Here is a 15,137-nt window from a genome sequence, read left to right on the forward strand (position 1 = left end):
CCCCCACATTTGATCTGAGGTGGTCACAAATTCTGTGCCCACCCACAATCCCGTGGGAGCGCGCCTGCTCGCGATGACGTCAGCTCAACCAATACAAATCTTACGCCCTGAACTGCCCCAGGCTCGCCTTCAGCTGCGCCGCCAACCCATCCAGCACCTTGCCGCTGGCCGTGGTTTCCACCACCGCCTGAGCCGCTTTCTCAGCCTGTGCATGAATCGTCTCAACCCGACCCCGCACCGCTTGTGCACCTTGCGCCTGATGCGCCGCTGCCTGGGTCGCCAGACCAATCGCCGCATGCACCTGCTCGACCGATGCCTGCACCGATTGCTGCAACCGTGCGCTGTCACGCAATACCAGCAAACCTTCATTGGCCTGACGCCCGGCCTGGCCGATCGCTGCCACCGCTTCACGCGCACCTTGCTGCAAGGCCACGATGTGCGCCTGGATGTCGCCGGTGGAGCTTTGGGTCTTGCTCGCCAACGCCCGGACTTCGTCCGCCACCACCGCAAAGCCGCGACCGGTTTCGCCGGCACGCGCCGCTTCGATGGCGGCGTTCAGTGCCAGAAGGTTGGTTTGCTCGGCGATCCCGTGAATCACCGTCAGCACCACTTCAATCTGCTCGCTCTGCTGCGCCAGACGCTCGATGACTTTCGCGCCGGTATCGACCTGCCCGGCCAACGCCTCGATCAGGCTACCGACCTTCGCCGAAGTTCGAGTGTTCTCATCGGTGGCCGAACGAATATCCACCACTTGCTGCAACGCAGCCTGCATGGCGTTGCTTTCCGATTGGGCTTCATCGGCCATCTGCGACAACGCGCGCAGGCTCTCAGCCACTTCATCACGCTGCATGCCCGCCGCCGCATCAGCTCCGGCATTGCGCAGGGTCATGGCGCCGATTTCCACACCGGTACGCTGGGCCACATCGCCCGCTTCGCGCACGATCGGCTGCAACTTATCCACAAAGCGGTTGACCGCCGCGGCCATATCGCCGATTTCATCTTTGCTATTGATCTGCACGCGCTTGGTCAGGTCGCCCTCACCCGCCGCCAGGTCATCCATGGCGGCGATGAGCATTTTCAAGCGATTGACCACACGACGGCCCAGCACCACCGCGAGCAACAGCAGCACACCGCAACCGACCAGCGCCAGGAACATCCCGATGCGCCAGCGCAATGTCGACGCCGCTTCCTGCACGGTGCTGGTGGTGTTGGCTTTCATTTCAGAGGCCGTAGCCTGCGCAGACGTCAGACGCGCACGCATCGCCGTGGCGCTGTCGGCGGCCGCGCCTTTGAGGCTGTCGCCAACCAGTTGATCTCCGCTAGCGATCAGCGCCGCAAAACGTTTATCCAGGGCCGCCAGATCAGTTTCCACCGAGGCGGTCGAGACACCCATCAAGACCTTGCCGATTTCCACACCATTGGGGTTGATCGATGCTTCGAGGTAGTAGACCGACGGATCGTTCTTCGCCGCGTCCAGCACTTTGTCCAGCGCACGCTCGCCCTGGCCTTTCTCCAGCAGCGCCTTGTTGATCGGATTTTCGCGGTTGAGGTAGCGCGTCAGGTGTTGACCCGTCGCGTCGTCATACACCACGAACAACACGTTGGGATTGCGCTGGGCTCGACGGGCAAATTCGGACAGGGTTGGAACGTCGCTGTCCCACATGGCGCGCGGAGCGACCGAGGCCAGCAGTTGCGCCATGTCGTTGGCCGAATCCTTGAGATCCTTTTCCAACGTCGCACGCAATTGCACCTGCTCGTCTTTCAATCGCGTAGACAAGCCGGCAGTGAGTCGCTGACGGGTGCTGGTAGAGAGGTTGTCCAGGCTCGACGTGACTTCACGCCCCGCCTGCTCAAGCTCTCCAGACAGTTTTTGGCTGTCGACACCCAGACGCACACCAAGATCAGCCTCAAGCGCAGTCACCGTGCTCCGAGTCAGAGCAACAGCCACCAGCACCTGCACCAAAAGGGCGATACCAAGGGTAACGAACACAGGCCGCAACAAACGGCTTTGTAACAATGAGAGAACGGCCGACACTTGGAATCCCTCTGCTTTGGCGCCATTAAATTGATGGCGCACTGGAAGCGATGCTTTTATTCAACATCACAGCAAAGGTCATGCCGTCCGGCAGGTATAAACGACAAAGGGCCCAATCAAGGGCCCTTTGCTTTCTACATCAACAACTTATTAAGCGAACGGGTGACGCAAAACGATGGTTTCGTTGCGGTCCGGGCCCGTCGAAATAATGTCAATCGGCGCACCGACCAACTCTTCGACGCGCTTGATGTAGTTGCGAGCAGCTTGCGGCAGCTCTTCCAGCGTCTTGGCACCGACGGTGGATTCGGTCCAGCCTGGCATCTCTTCGTACACCGGCTCCAGGCCTATGTAGCTGTCGGCGTCAGTCGGCGCGTCGATCACTGCACCATCCTGGTTCTTGTAGCCAACACAGATGTTGATGGTTTCCAGACCGTCCAGAACGTCCAGCTTGGTCAGGCACAGGCCCGAGATGCTGTTGACGTCGATAGCGCGACGCAGGATGACGGCATCGAACCAGCCGCAACGACGGGCACGGCCGGTGGTAGCGCCGAACTCGTGGCCACGCTTGGCCAGGAATGCACCCACGTCGTCGAACAGCTCAGTCGGAAACGGACCCGAACCCACGCGAGTGGTGTACGCCTTGGTGATGCCCAGGATGTAATCCAGGTACATCGGACCAAAACCCGAACCGGTAGCGATGCCGCCCGCGGTGGTGTTGGAGCTGGTGACGTACGGGTAGGTACCGTGGTCGATGTCCAGCAGGGAGCCTTGGGCGCCTTCGAACATGATGTCTTTGCCAGCGCGACGCAACTCGTGCAGCTCGGCGGTGACGTCGAGCATCATCGGCTTCAGCAGCTCGGCGTATTCCATGCACTCGTCGAGTGTTTTCTGGAAGTCGATCGCAGGCTCTTTGTAGTAATTGACCAGGACGAAGTTGTGGTAATCCAGCAACTCACCCAGCTTGGCGGCGAAACGCTCACGGTGGAACAGGTCACCGATGCGCAGACCGCGACGTGCAACCTTGTCTTCATAAGCCGGGCCGATGCCGCGACCGGTGGTACCGATCTTCAGCTCGCCACGGGCCTTTTCACGGGCCTGGTCCAGCGCGACGTGGTAGGACAGGATCAGCGGGCAGGACGGGCTGATACGCAGGCGCTCACGCACCGGTACGCCTTTCTCTTCCAGCTTGATGATTTCCCGCAGCAGAGCGTCGGGTGCAACCACCACGCCGTTGCCGATCAGGCACTGCACGCCTTCGCGCAACACGCCCGACGGAATCAGGTGCAAGACGGTTTTTTCGCCGTCGATCACCAGGGTGTGACCCGCGTTGTGGCCACCCTGGTAGCGCACTACGGCGGCAGCATGTTCGGTCAGCAGATCAACGATCTTGCCTTTGCCCTCATCACCCCATTGGGTGCCCAGGACTACGACATTCTTACCCATAACACTTGTCCTCATTCGCGCAAACTTGGTGCCGGCCGCAGCCGACAGGAAAACTCAAGAAGCCAGTGGCGATACTTGCCAAAGCCCGTTCTGCTGAATCAATTGCCGGTCGCAGTCCGCTTCACGGGCGGCGGCCAAAGGTTGTCCAGGCAACGCCTGAACGACACGCTGACCCTCACTGCGCAACTGACAAACCTGCTGCCAGAGTGCCGCATCCGTACTGTCAGGCATCCAGATACCGCCAGACGGTAGCTTGATCTCAGCACGCCCCAGGGTCACCAGGGTTTTCAAATCGGTGGAGAAGCCGGTTGCCGGACGAGCGCGACCGAAGTCGGCGCCGATGTCGTCGTAACGACCGCCCTGGGCAATGGACTGGCCAACACCCGGTACGAACACCGCGAACACCACACCGGTGTGGTAGTGATAGCCGCGCAACTCGCCCAGGTCGAAATAAAGCGGTAACTCCGGGAAACGCGTGGACAGACGCTCGGCAATCGCCAGCAAATCGTCCAGCGCCGCCAGAACCGGCGCTGGCGCATGCGCCAGACGCTCGCGAGCAGCGCTCAATACTTCACGGCCGCCACACAGATCGACCAACGCGCGCAACATGCCCGACAGATCGGCAGGCAAGCCTTCGGTCAAGGTAATGACCTCGTCGATGGCCTTGCGTTGCAACGCATCGAACAACTGCTGCTCAACTTCGCCAGACAGACCGGCCGCACGGGCCAGGCCGCGGTAGATGCCGACATGACCGAGGTCCATGTGCACATCCGGCACATCGGCCAGTTGCAGCATGGCCAGCATCAGGCTGATGACTTCCACGTCGCTGCTCGGGCTGGCATCGCCATACAACTCGGCGCCCAGCTGGATCGGGCTGCGTGAGGACGACAGGGCGCGCGGCTGGGCATGCAGCACGCTGCCGGCATAGCACAGGCGGCTCGGGCCTTCACGGCGCAGGGTGTGCGCATCGATGCGCGCCACTTGCGGCGTGATGTCGGCACGGAACCCCATCTGCCGGCCCGATTGCGGGTCGATGACCTTGAAGGTCCGCAGATCGAGGTCCGAGCCCGCGCCGGTCAGCAGGGATTCCAGGTACTCGATATGGGGAGTCACGACAAACTCGTAACCCCAGCTCTGGAACAGATCCAACACCTGACGACGCGCGACTTCAATGCGCGCCGCCTCTGGTGGCAGTACTTCTTCGATGCCATCTGGCAGCAGCCAGCGGTCTACCGTTGCCATTACGCCATTCCCCTATGATCCGGGCGGCCAGCCGTTGGGCGAGCCTTGAGTGAAGCAGAAAATGGTCGGCGCATGTGCAAACCACGCGCATAAACAACGTGGCGAAAAGCCTGAAACCGGCTTCGCCAACCACTTTCCTCGAAAAACCTGTCGAGTCATTCAACTCGGGCGCCCGCTAAAAACAGCAATCAAACGTGCAGACGCAAAAAAGCCGGGAATTTCCCGGCTGCCGCATCATACACACGTTTTCCCAAAGGATCACCCCGCCCGAGGCTTTAGCCGCCAGGCGGGGGATGATTCAGGTCAACGTCGTATCAAGGCTTGGCTTTTTCCAGGTAACGGAAGAAGTCGCTGCTTGGGTCCAGGACCATGACGTCGGATTTGTTCGCGAAGCTTTCACGGTAGGCGCGCAGGCTACGGTAGAAACCGTAGAACTCCTGATCCTGGCCGTAGGCCTTGGAGTAGATCGCAGCGGCCTGGGCATCACCATCACCGCGAACCTCTTCAGATTCACGATAGGCTTCAGCCAGCAGCACACGGCGTTGACGATCGGCGTCGGCACGAATGCCTTCTGCAAGCTCGTTACCCTTGGCGCGGTGCTCGCGAGCTTCACGCTCACGCTCGGAGCTCATACGCTCGAACACACTGCGGTTTACTTCTTTCGGCAGATCGATGGCCTTGACCCGGACATCGACAACTTCGATACCCAGCTCTTTTTCCGCCATCTTGTTCAGTGAGGCAGTGATGTCGGACATCAGCGCATCACGCTCACCGGACACCACTTCGTGCAGCGTACGCTTACCGAACTGGTCACGCAGGCCCGACTCCAGACGACGGGAAAGACGCTCATCGGCAATCTGCTTGAGGCCGGAAGTCGCGGTGTAGAAGCGCTCGGCATCTTTCACGCGCCACTTGGCGTAGGCATCGACCATCACGGCTTTCTTTTCCAGCGTCAGGAAGCGTTGCGTCGGTGCATCCAGCGTCATCAGGCGTGCGTCGAATTTGCGCACCTGGTTAACGTAAGGCACTTTCACATGCAGGCCCGGCTGAACATCGGCCTGGACCACCCGACCGAACTGCAGCAGCACCGCACGCTCGGTCTGAGCCACGATGTAGAAGCAGTTCCAGGCAGCGATGGCCACGACGACGCCGACAATAAGGGCGATCAGCGATTTATTGCTCATCAGCGACTCTCCCTGGTACGTGCTTGCTGTTGCTGCAGATCAGCTGCCGCACGCGCATTCGCTTCATTGCTGGTGGCTGCCGCACCGGTCACCGGAGTGCTGGTGTTGCGACCACTTTCGACCATCTTGTCCAGCGGCAAGTACAGCAGATTGCTCTGGCCATTCTTGTTGCCGGTCACGAGGACCTTGCTGGTATTGGTGAAGACTTCCTGCATGGTGTCCAGGTACAGACGCTCGCGGGTGACTTCAGGGGCCTTGCGGTACTCGCTCACCAGTTTGGTGAAGCGATCAGCCTCACCCTTGGCGCGCGAGACAGTTTCGTCACGGTAGCCGTTGGCATCTTCGAGGATACGCTGGGCCTGACCACGGGCTTCCGGCACGACGCCGTTGGCGTAGGTTTCAGCCTGGTTGCGCGAACGCTGCTCGTCTTCACGGGCACGGATCACGTCATCGAAGGCTTCCTGTACTTCGCGCGGTGCCGCTGCGCTCTGTACGTTCACCTGAGTGATGGTGATACCGGTGCGATAGGTATCCATGAAGCGTTGCAGACGCTCCTTGATTTCGCTGGCCATCAACTCACGACCTTCGGTCAGCACCTGGTCCATCGCGGTGGAACCCACCACATGGCGCAAGGCACTTTCGGTCGCGTGCTGCAGGCTGATTTCCGGCGCATCGACGTTCAGCACGAAGTCCTGCAGGTTGCTGATCTTGTACTGCACGGTCAGCGGCACTTCGACGATGTTCTCGTCTTCAGTGAGCATTTGACCCTGCTTGGTATAGGCACGCTCACGCGTGACGTTTTCCAGGTACTTGCGATCGATCGGCGGGAAGTAGATGTTCAGGCCCGGGCCGACGGTTTCGTAGTACTTGCCGAAGCGCAGCACCACGGCTTGCTCCTGCTCGTCGACTACGTAGACCGCGCTGTACAGCCATACGGCCGCCAACACGACCAGGCCGATGCCGAGCAGGCCGCCAAAGCCGCCACTCTTGCCCGAACCACCGCCGTCATCACCGCGTTTCTTACCACCACCGAACAACCCGTTCAGGCTTTCCTGCAGCTTTCGGAAGGCCTCGTCGAGATCCGGTGGTCCCTTGCGGTCGCCGTTATTGCGGCGCTTGCCACCCCAAGGATCCTGATTATTCGAGTTGCCACCCGGCTCATTCCAAGCCATAGCGCTCTCCATCTGATAAAGCAAAGACGCACCCACGGCGCGCCGACCAATGCTACAGAATGCCTGTCACCGCGGCACAACCGCTTTTTCAGGCTTTTATTGCAAAGTGTGTTGTTCGATGAATTCCATCGGTTGCAGACCTTCGCGACTCACCAGTCGATTCAACTCAACCCGTGGCAAGCGAACGGCCAGCAGGCTGATGCCTTCTTCGTCGTGTTCTTCTTTCTGCACCGCACCGAGTTCGAAAAACTGCGCACGCAGTCGAGCAAAACGTTGCGGCAAGCGCAAGGTGCCAACAAACAAATCACCGCCCAGCAACTCGGCAATGGCTTGCTCAAGCAATTCCAGACCACTGCCATCACGCGCCGACAGCCAGACCCGTTGGGGCTTGCCGTTTTCGTCGCGCTGGATTTGTGGCTCAACGCCTTCAAGCAAATCGAGTTTGTTATAGACCTCGAGGATCGGCAAGTCCTGGGCACCGATCTCGCCCAGCACCACCATCACCTGCTCGATCTGCAACATGCGATCCGGTTCGGCCGCATCGATCACGTGCAACAGCAGGTCTGAGTTGCTCGACTCTTCGAGCGTAGACCGAAATGCCTCAACCAGTTTGTGAGGCAAGTGGCGTATGAAACCCACCGTATCGGCCAGGACAATCGGCCCCAGGTCGTCGAGCTCCAGACGGCGCAAGGTCGGGTCCAGCGTGGCAAACAACTGGTCAGCCGCGTACACGTCGGATTTCGTCACGTTATTGAAGAGCGTGGATTTGCCGGCGTTGGTATAGCCCACAAGGGACACGGTAGGAATATCCGCACGCGAACGGCCGCGTCGCGACTGCTCGCGCTGACTGCGCACTTTTTCCAGTCGGCCCTTGATCTGTCGCAGGCGTACCCGCAGCAAACGGCGGTCGGTTTCCAGCTGGGTCTCACCCGGGCCACGCATGCCGATACCGCCACCTTGACGCTCAAGGTGAGTCCAGCCACGAACCAGCCGGGTGCTCATGTGGTCAAGCTGGGCCAGTTCTACCTGGAGCTTGCCTTCATGGGTACGGGCGCGCTGGGCGAAAATATCGAGAATCAGACCCGTGCGGTCGATCACGCGACACTCGAAAACACGTTCGAGGTTACGTTCCTGACTGGGCGTGAGGATGTGATTGAAGATCACCAGATCTGCCTTCTCGGCATGGACCAGGTCGCGAAGTTCCTCGACCTTGCCGCTGCCAATCAGGAATTTGGCGGTTGGCCGATGACGCGGCACGTTAAAAAACGCAACGGTCTCGGCGCCAGCCGAATTAGCCAACTCCTGAAACTCCTGCGGATCTTCGCGCGCCTCAGGGTCCTGTCCATCCAAGTGAACGAGGATCACTCGCTCACCACCACCGTGGCGCTCAAAGAACAAAGGAGACTCCTATCAGGCGTTACCTGGCTCAGCGTCACCTGCTTCGGATTCGGTTGCGCTAGGCAGACGAATTGGACGAACCGGCACCACTGTAGAGATAGCGTGTTTGTAAACCATCTGGCTGACGGTGTTTTTCAGCAGGATAACGAACTGGTCGAAAGACTCGATCGTGCCTTGCAGTTTGATCCCGTTCACCAGGTAGATGGACACCCCAACTTTCTCTTTACGTAAAGTATTCAAGTAAGGGTCTTGTAGCGAATGCCCTTTTGACATGTGCCGCACTCCTTTAAGGATTCAATATAAAAAATAGGTAAACAGATGGCTTGTGGCCGTCACACCCCCAAGGATAGACGGCAATTGCAAGGACTCAGCTCAATATGGAGATGGTCCCCAGGTATTTCAAGGCGCGCGGCAGATTGTCGCAATCCAGGCTGTCCAACCAGTGTAAATCAGCCCAGCTGCGCAGCCAGGTGAACTGACGCTTTGCCAATTGGCGCGTGGCAATGATTCCACGCTCCTGCATCTCGGCTTGGGTCAGCTTGCCATCCAGGTAGTCCCAGACTTGTCGGTAGCCTACCGCACGTATAGACGGCAACCCGGAATGCAGGTCACTTCGCTTACGCAGGGCTACGACCTCGTCAATGAATCCCTGTTCCAACATAACTGTGAATCTTTGTTTAATTCGCTCGTGCAATACCTGGCGATTTGCCGGAGCAATGGCCAAGTTCGCGACAGTATAGGGCAATTGTTGCAGTCCCGAAGCGGCTGCTTCAGTACTTTGCGCACTTTGTCTCAGCCGCAGCTCGGTCATGCTCTGACCGCTGACGCGATAAACTTCCAGCGCTCGACTGAGTCGCTGCGGATCGTTCGGATGAATTCGCGCCGCCGAAACCGGATCTACGAGCGCCAATTGTTCGTGCAGGGCTTGCCAGCCAAGGCGTGCAGCCTCTTCTTCGATCTGCGCACGAACCTCGGGATCCGCCGCCGGCATTTCTGCCAGTCCTTCGACCAAAGCCTTGTAGTAGAGCATCGTGCCGCCTACAAGCAGCGGAATTTTGCCTCGCGAAGTGATCTCGGCCATCGCCTCCAGCGCATCACGGCGAAAATCCGCCGCCGAATAGCTCTCGGCCGGATCAAGAATATCGATCAAACGGTGCGGAAACTCGGCCAGAATCTCTTTCGAAGGCTTGGCGGTGCCGATGTCCATGCCGCGGTAGACCAGCGCCGAATCGACACTGATCAGCTCGCAAGGCAGCACTTTGGTCAGTTCGATGGCCAGATCAGTCTTGCCCGCTGCGGTCGGGCCCATCAGGAAAATCGCAGGTGGCAGCTGGCTCATCAACGACCGCGCAAGAACAGTTTGTCCAGATCGTCCAGGCCCAATTGGGTCCAGGTCGGTCGGCCATGGTTGCATTGACCGCTGCGCTCGGTGTTTTCCATGTCCCGCAGCAGACCGTTCATTTCCGGCAGCGCCAGACGCCGGTTTGCCCGAATCGCGCCGTGGCAGGCCATGGTGCCAAGCAGTTCGTTGAGGTGCGCCTGGATACGGTCGCTGGTGCCGTATTCCATCAGATCGGCCAACACATCACTCACCAATCGATTCGCTTCAGCTTGCTTGAGCAAGGCTGGAATCTGCCGGATCGCCAGTGTTTCCGGGCCGAGGCGCTGCAGTTCAAAGCCGAGACGCTGGAACCACGCGACGTTTTCTTCGGCGCAATCGCCTTCGCGCTCGCTAACCGCCAACGATTCCGGCACCAACAGCGGCTGGCCGCTCAGGCCTTCGCTGGCCATCGCGATTTTCAGGCGCTCGTACATGATCCGTTCGTGGGCGGCGTGCATGTCCACCAGCACTAGGCCTTGGGCGTTTTCCGAGAGAATGTAGATACCCTTGAGCTGCGCCAATGCATAGCCCAATGGAGGAATATCATCCTGACCGGCCGGGAGCGCGACGGCATTTGCCTCTGGCAAAGGTGCAAAAAACTCCCGGTACGCCGCCTGGGCTTCAGCCGCTGGCACGCCGGACTGAGGACGCGGCGTGTATTGATATTGATAACCGGCGCCAGCGCCTGAGCCTGCCGGCGTATTGAACGACGGCTGCGCCTGAGGTTGCTCCAGCAGGGCATTGGCCGCCAGGCGCATTTCGCCCTGGGGACCGAATTCACCGGCGTCTATGCCGGTCGGCCGAACGATCGCCGTCGCCACCGGCGCAGCCAGATGATCATCCGGTCGCACATCGCCCAAGGCGCGGTGCAAGGTGCCGTAGAGAAAGTCGTGGACCATACGCCCGTCACGGAAGCGCACTTCGTGTTTGGTCGGGTGCACGTTGACGTCGACACCGGCCGGATCGACCTCGAAAAACAGTACGAACGTCGGGTGCCGACCATTGAACAGCACGTCGCGATACGCCTGGCGCACCGCGTGGGCCACCAGTTTGTCGCGCACGGCACGGCCGTTCACAAAAAAATATTGCAAGTCCGCCTGGCTGCGGTTGAACGTCGGCAACCCGACCCAACCCCACAAATGCAGGCCATTGCGTTCGATTTCGATCGGCAGCGCCTGTTCCAGGAAACCTGAACCGCAAATCGCTGCCACTCGCCGCGCACGGGCCGCGTCGTCATGGGCTTCGTGCAGGCTGAGGATGGTTTTGCCGTTGTGACGCAAATGAAACGCCACGTCGAAACGCGCCAGCGCCAGACGCTTGATCACTTCTTGCAGGTGATCGAATTCGGTTTTTTCAGTCTTGAGGAATTTGCGCCGCGCCGGGGTGTTGAAGAACAGATCGCGCACTTCAACCGAGGTGCCCACCGGGTGGGCAGCGGGTTGAACCCGGGGCGCCATGTCCCGGCCTTCGGTCTCGACCTGCCAGGCCTGGTCGGCATCCTTGGTCCGGGACGTCAGGGTCAGACGCGCCACGGAGCTGATCGAGGCGAGGGCTTCACCGCGAAACCCGAGACTCATGACCTGCTCGAGGTCTTCCAGGTTGCGAATCTTGCTGGTGGCATGTCGCGCCAGGGCCAGCGGCAGGTCATCGGCCGAAATGCCGCTGCCGTCATCGCGCACCCGCAACAGCTTGACGCCGCCCTGCTCCACATCGACGTCGATGCGTTTGGCGCCGGAGTCGAGGCTGTTCTCCAGCAACTCCTTGATCACCGAGGCCGGGCGTTCAACCACCTCACCGGCGGCAATCTGGTTCGCCAGTCGCGGGCTGAGCAGCTCGATGCGAGCCGCATGGGTCAACACCTGATTCATTCTTTGGACGCCAGTTCTGTGCCGGGAATGGTCAGGGTCTGACCGATTTTCAGCTCGTCGCTTTTCAGGTTATTGGCGCTGCGTAATGTGGCCGGAGACACTTGGTAACGCACGGCAATCATCGCCAGCGTCTCACCCGGGTTTACCCGGTGGTCACGTGGGCCTTGAGCGATCTTGCCGGAATCACGCAGCCAGGCGATGTAGGTGCCCGGCGGCGGGTTCTGCTGGAAGAACTGGCGCACGCCACTGCTGATCGAACGCGCCAGCGCCTGCTGGTGGTTCGCGGCAGCCAGTTTGGACGCTTCGTTGGCGTTGGAGATGAACCCGGTTTCGACCAGGATCGACGGGATGTCCGGCGACTTCAATACCATGAACCCGGCCTGCTCCACGCGCTGTTTGTGCAGCGGCGTGACGCGACCGATGTTGCTCAAGACTTTTTGACCTACGTTCAGGCTGGACGTCAGGGAAGCCGTCATCGACAGATCGAGGAGCACGCCCGCGAGCATGCGGTCCTTGTCGTCGAGGCTGACGTTGCCGGCACCGCCGATCAAGTCGGAACGGTTTTCGCTATCGGCCAGCCAACGGGCCGTCTCCGAGGTGGCGCCGCGATCAGACAGGGCAAACACCGACGCACCGAACGCCGCAGCCGAAGGGGCGGCATCGGCGTGGATCGAGACGAACAGGTCGGCGCCTTTCTTGCGGGCGATTTCGGTACGGCCGCGCAATGGAATGAAGTAGTCGCCGGTACGGGTCAGTTCGGCGCGGAAGCCTTTCATGCCGTTGACCTGGCGTTGCAGTTCGCGGGCGATGGCCAGCACCACGTCTTTTTCACGCTGACCGCGAGACCCCGAGGCACCCGGGTCTTCGCCGCCGTGGCCGGCGTCGATCACCACGATGATGTCACGTTTGCCGGCAGGCGCAGGCGGCAGCTTCACCGGAGGCTCTACCGGCGTGACCGGCACCGGCGCCACCGTCGCGACATTGGTCGGCGCCGGTATTGGCGCGGCATCGGCGGCGTTATCGAACAGGTCGACCACCAATCGATTGCCGTACTGGGCATTTGGCGCCAGGGTGAAGCTTTTTGGCGTAACAGCTTTTTTCAGGTCGATGACCACCCGCAAATCGGTCGGCGTGCGTTGGGCCGAGCGCATGGCGGTAATCGGGGTGTTCGAGGTGTTGACGTTCAGCGGCGAGCCAAGGGAGGCGCCATTGATGTCGATCACCAGCCGATCCGGGGAGGTCAGGGTGAAAACGCTGTGTTGCACCGGCCCGGTCAGGTCGAACACCAACCGTGTGTTATCCGGCGCCCGCCACAGGCGAACGCTGTTGACCTTAGTCTCGGCCACAGCGTCGACGGTCACCGCCAAAAACAACATCCCTACGGCAGCTACCATCGCGCGAAAGCGCATACCTGACCCCATCATTTAATTGGATTCCAATGCCAAAGCGGCACACCACGACTCGCCGCGCGAGCCCTGGGACAAAATTTTCAGCGAACGCCCGCTGTCTTGCGGGCTAATGGTAATGGTCAGGTCGGGCTTTGGCAAAAAGCCTGCACCCTTCTGGGGCCATTCGATCAGGCACAGCGCGTCGTCTTCGAAGTAGTCGCGGATACCGAGGTACTCCAGTTCTTCCGGATCAACCAGTCGATAGAGGTCGAAATGGAAGGCCCGGATGTCGCCGATTTCGTAAGGCTCGACCAGGGTGAACGTCGGACTTTTTACCGCCCCCACATGCCCCAGGCCACGGATAATGCCCCGTGACAGCGTGGTTTTCCCCGCCCCCAGATCGCCTTCCAGAAAAATCAGACCGTGCCCTTGGGTGGTTTGTGCGATGCGTGCGCCAAATGCGGTCATCGCCTCTTCATCGGCCAGGTACAGGGTTACTTCAGACACGGTGCTTGCTCCTCCAACAACTGACGAATGGCTGGGATCAGATCACTGGCCGCCAGCCCGCGGCCCGATTTACCTTGTTGCTCGCCGGCATTGGCGTGCAGCCAGACCGCCAGACAAGCAGCGTTGAACGCGTCCATGCCCTGGGCCAGCAACGCGCCGACCAGACCGGCCAGCACATCACCCAAACCCGCGGTGGCCATGGCCGGATGCCCTTGATGAGACAACGCCAGGCGCCCATCGGGGCTGGCGATCAGACTGCCGGCGCCTTTAAGAATCACAACAGCTGTATATTTTTTGCTCAATGCATGAGCTGCCGCCGGGCGATCAGCCTGGACTTCGGCGGTGCTGATCCCCAGCAACCGCGCCGCTTCACCTGGATGCGGCGTGATCACGCAGTCCTTGGGCAAGCTCACATGGTTTGAAGCCAGCAAATTCAACGCATCGGCATCCCAGACTTGCGGCAACGGCGCGTTGGCCGCCGCCGACAAAAGACTGCGCCCCCAGGCAGCCTGACCCAGGCCCGGGCCGACCACCAACACGGAAACCTTTTGCAGCAGTTCCATCAGTTGATTGGCCGAGGAAGTGCCCAACACCATCGCTTCAGGAATTCTCGCCAACGCTGCTGGCACATGTTCACTGCGTGTGGCCACGGACACCATGCCCGCACCACTGCGCAATGCGCTCTGCGCGCTCAGTAGAATGGCACCGCCGAAGCCACGATCACCGCCGATCAGCAAGACGTGACCGAATTTGCCTTTATGGGCGGTTGGCGCGCGGCCTGCCAGACGCGGCAAATTACCGGCTGTCAGGCGCCGTGCATCAATGTCGACCCCGTTAAACGACTCGGCGCTGGCTTGCAGATCGTTGAACACCAGCTCGCCGACCACATCCGCCGCGTCACCCGTGAACAATCCCACCTTCAAGGCAATGTAGGTCACGGTCAGATCAGCTCGGACAGCCGTGCCCAATATGCGCCCCGTATCGGCGCACAAACCCGAAGGGATATCCACCGCCGCCACCGGCAGTCCACTGGCGTTGATTGCGGTGATCGCGCTGGCGAAGGGCTCTCGCACTTCGCCGGTCAAACCGGTACCGAGCAAGGCGTCGAGCACAACTCCACGCAATTCCGACTGCGCAGTGAAGGCTTGAACCGCAATGCCCTCGGACACCGCCTCGGCATGGGCCAGCGCCGCGTCCCCCTGCAAACGCTGGGGATCGCCAGCCGCCAAGACCCGGACATGCCAACCGGCACGTCGCGCCAGCACCGCCACCAGATAACCGTCACCGGCGTTATTGCCGCGACCGGCCACGACGGTCAATTCATTCGCCGACGGCCACTGACGGACGAGTCCACGCCAGGTCGCTCGCGCTGCACGCTGCATCAATTCGAAGCCCGGCGTGCCGGCCGCGATCAGATTCGCATCAAGGGCTCGCACGTGCGCGGCGCTGTACAGCGCGTCGGGTAAATCATCTTTAGTGTGCGGCATGCGTCTTCGGGCTCCGATGTCTGGCAGAATTA

At 60.4% G+C, this 15,137-nt stretch carries 12 protein-coding genes; all 12 read right to left on the bottom strand.

Annotated elements, in window-relative coordinates:
- Positions 1-100: 100 nt before the first annotated feature.
- On the bottom strand, positions 101-2,035 hold the full coding sequence (locus AB4N91_RS24130; RefSeq protein ID WP_010464192.1) for a methyl-accepting chemotaxis protein: 1,935 nt from the start codon (positions 2,033-2,035) through the stop codon (positions 101-103).
- A 150-nt stretch (positions 2,036-2,185) separates the two neighbouring features.
- Complete coding sequence (locus AB4N91_RS24135; RefSeq protein ID WP_010464193.1) at positions 2,186-3,478, bottom strand: adenylosuccinate synthase; 1,293 nt, start codon at positions 3,476-3,478, stop codon at positions 2,186-2,188.
- Between the two features lie 54 nt (positions 3,479-3,532).
- Entirely contained in the window at positions 3,533-4,720 is a 1,188-nt protein-coding gene (locus AB4N91_RS24140; protein WP_010464194.1) for an ATP phosphoribosyltransferase regulatory subunit, read from the bottom strand.
- 314 nt (positions 4,721-5,034) lie between these two features.
- A complete protein-coding gene (gene hflC / locus AB4N91_RS24145) occupies positions 5,035-5,904 on the bottom strand; it encodes a protease modulator HflC (protein ID WP_010464195.1) in 870 nt (289 codons plus the stop codon).
- Complete coding sequence (gene hflK / locus AB4N91_RS24150; RefSeq protein ID WP_010464196.1) at positions 5,904-7,076, bottom strand: FtsH protease activity modulator HflK; 1,173 nt, start codon at positions 7,074-7,076, stop codon at positions 5,904-5,906. Before hflK ends, hflC begins: the two co-directional genes overlap by 1 nt.
- Positions 7,077-7,172: 96 nt before the next feature.
- Positions 7,173-8,474 (bottom strand): ribosome rescue GTPase HflX, encoded by a 1,302-nt coding sequence (hflX, locus tag AB4N91_RS24155; protein WP_010464197.1) that lies wholly within the window; start codon positions 8,472-8,474, stop codon positions 7,173-7,175.
- Positions 8,475-8,486: 12 nt separating this feature from the next.
- Positions 8,487-8,747 (bottom strand): RNA chaperone Hfq, encoded by a 261-nt coding sequence (hfq, locus tag AB4N91_RS24160; protein ID WP_007902656.1) that lies wholly within the window; start codon positions 8,745-8,747, stop codon positions 8,487-8,489.
- A 94-nt stretch (positions 8,748-8,841) separates the two neighbouring features.
- Positions 8,842-9,813 carry a tRNA (adenosine(37)-N6)-dimethylallyltransferase MiaA gene (gene miaA / locus AB4N91_RS24165; RefSeq protein ID WP_010464198.1) on the bottom strand — a complete coding sequence of 324 codons (972 nt, stop codon included), beginning with the start codon at positions 9,811-9,813 and terminating at the stop codon, positions 8,842-8,844.
- Positions 9,813-11,711 carry a DNA mismatch repair endonuclease MutL gene (gene mutL / locus AB4N91_RS24170; protein WP_191650607.1) on the bottom strand — a complete coding sequence of 633 codons (1,899 nt, stop codon included), beginning with the start codon at positions 11,709-11,711 and terminating at the stop codon, positions 9,813-9,815. Before mutL ends, miaA begins: the two co-directional genes overlap by 1 nt.
- Positions 11,712-11,719: 8 nt before the next feature.
- A complete protein-coding gene (locus AB4N91_RS24175; RefSeq protein WP_370654465.1) occupies positions 11,720-13,099 on the bottom strand; it encodes an N-acetylmuramoyl-L-alanine amidase in 1,380 nt (459 codons plus the stop codon).
- A 48-nt stretch (positions 13,100-13,147) separates the two neighbouring features.
- A complete protein-coding gene (gene tsaE / locus AB4N91_RS24180) occupies positions 13,148-13,618 on the bottom strand; it encodes a tRNA (adenosine(37)-N6)-threonylcarbamoyltransferase complex ATPase subunit type 1 TsaE (RefSeq protein WP_077750238.1) in 471 nt (156 codons plus the stop codon).
- Positions 13,606-15,105 carry an NAD(P)H-hydrate dehydratase gene (locus AB4N91_RS24185; RefSeq protein WP_154912011.1) on the bottom strand — a complete coding sequence of 500 codons (1,500 nt, stop codon included), beginning with the start codon at positions 15,103-15,105 and terminating at the stop codon, positions 13,606-13,608. The genes tsaE and AB4N91_RS24185 overlap by 13 nt, the downstream gene beginning before the upstream one ends.
- Positions 15,106-15,137: the final 32 nt, after the last annotated feature.

Source organism: Pseudomonas sp. H3_D04, assembly GCF_054669175.1.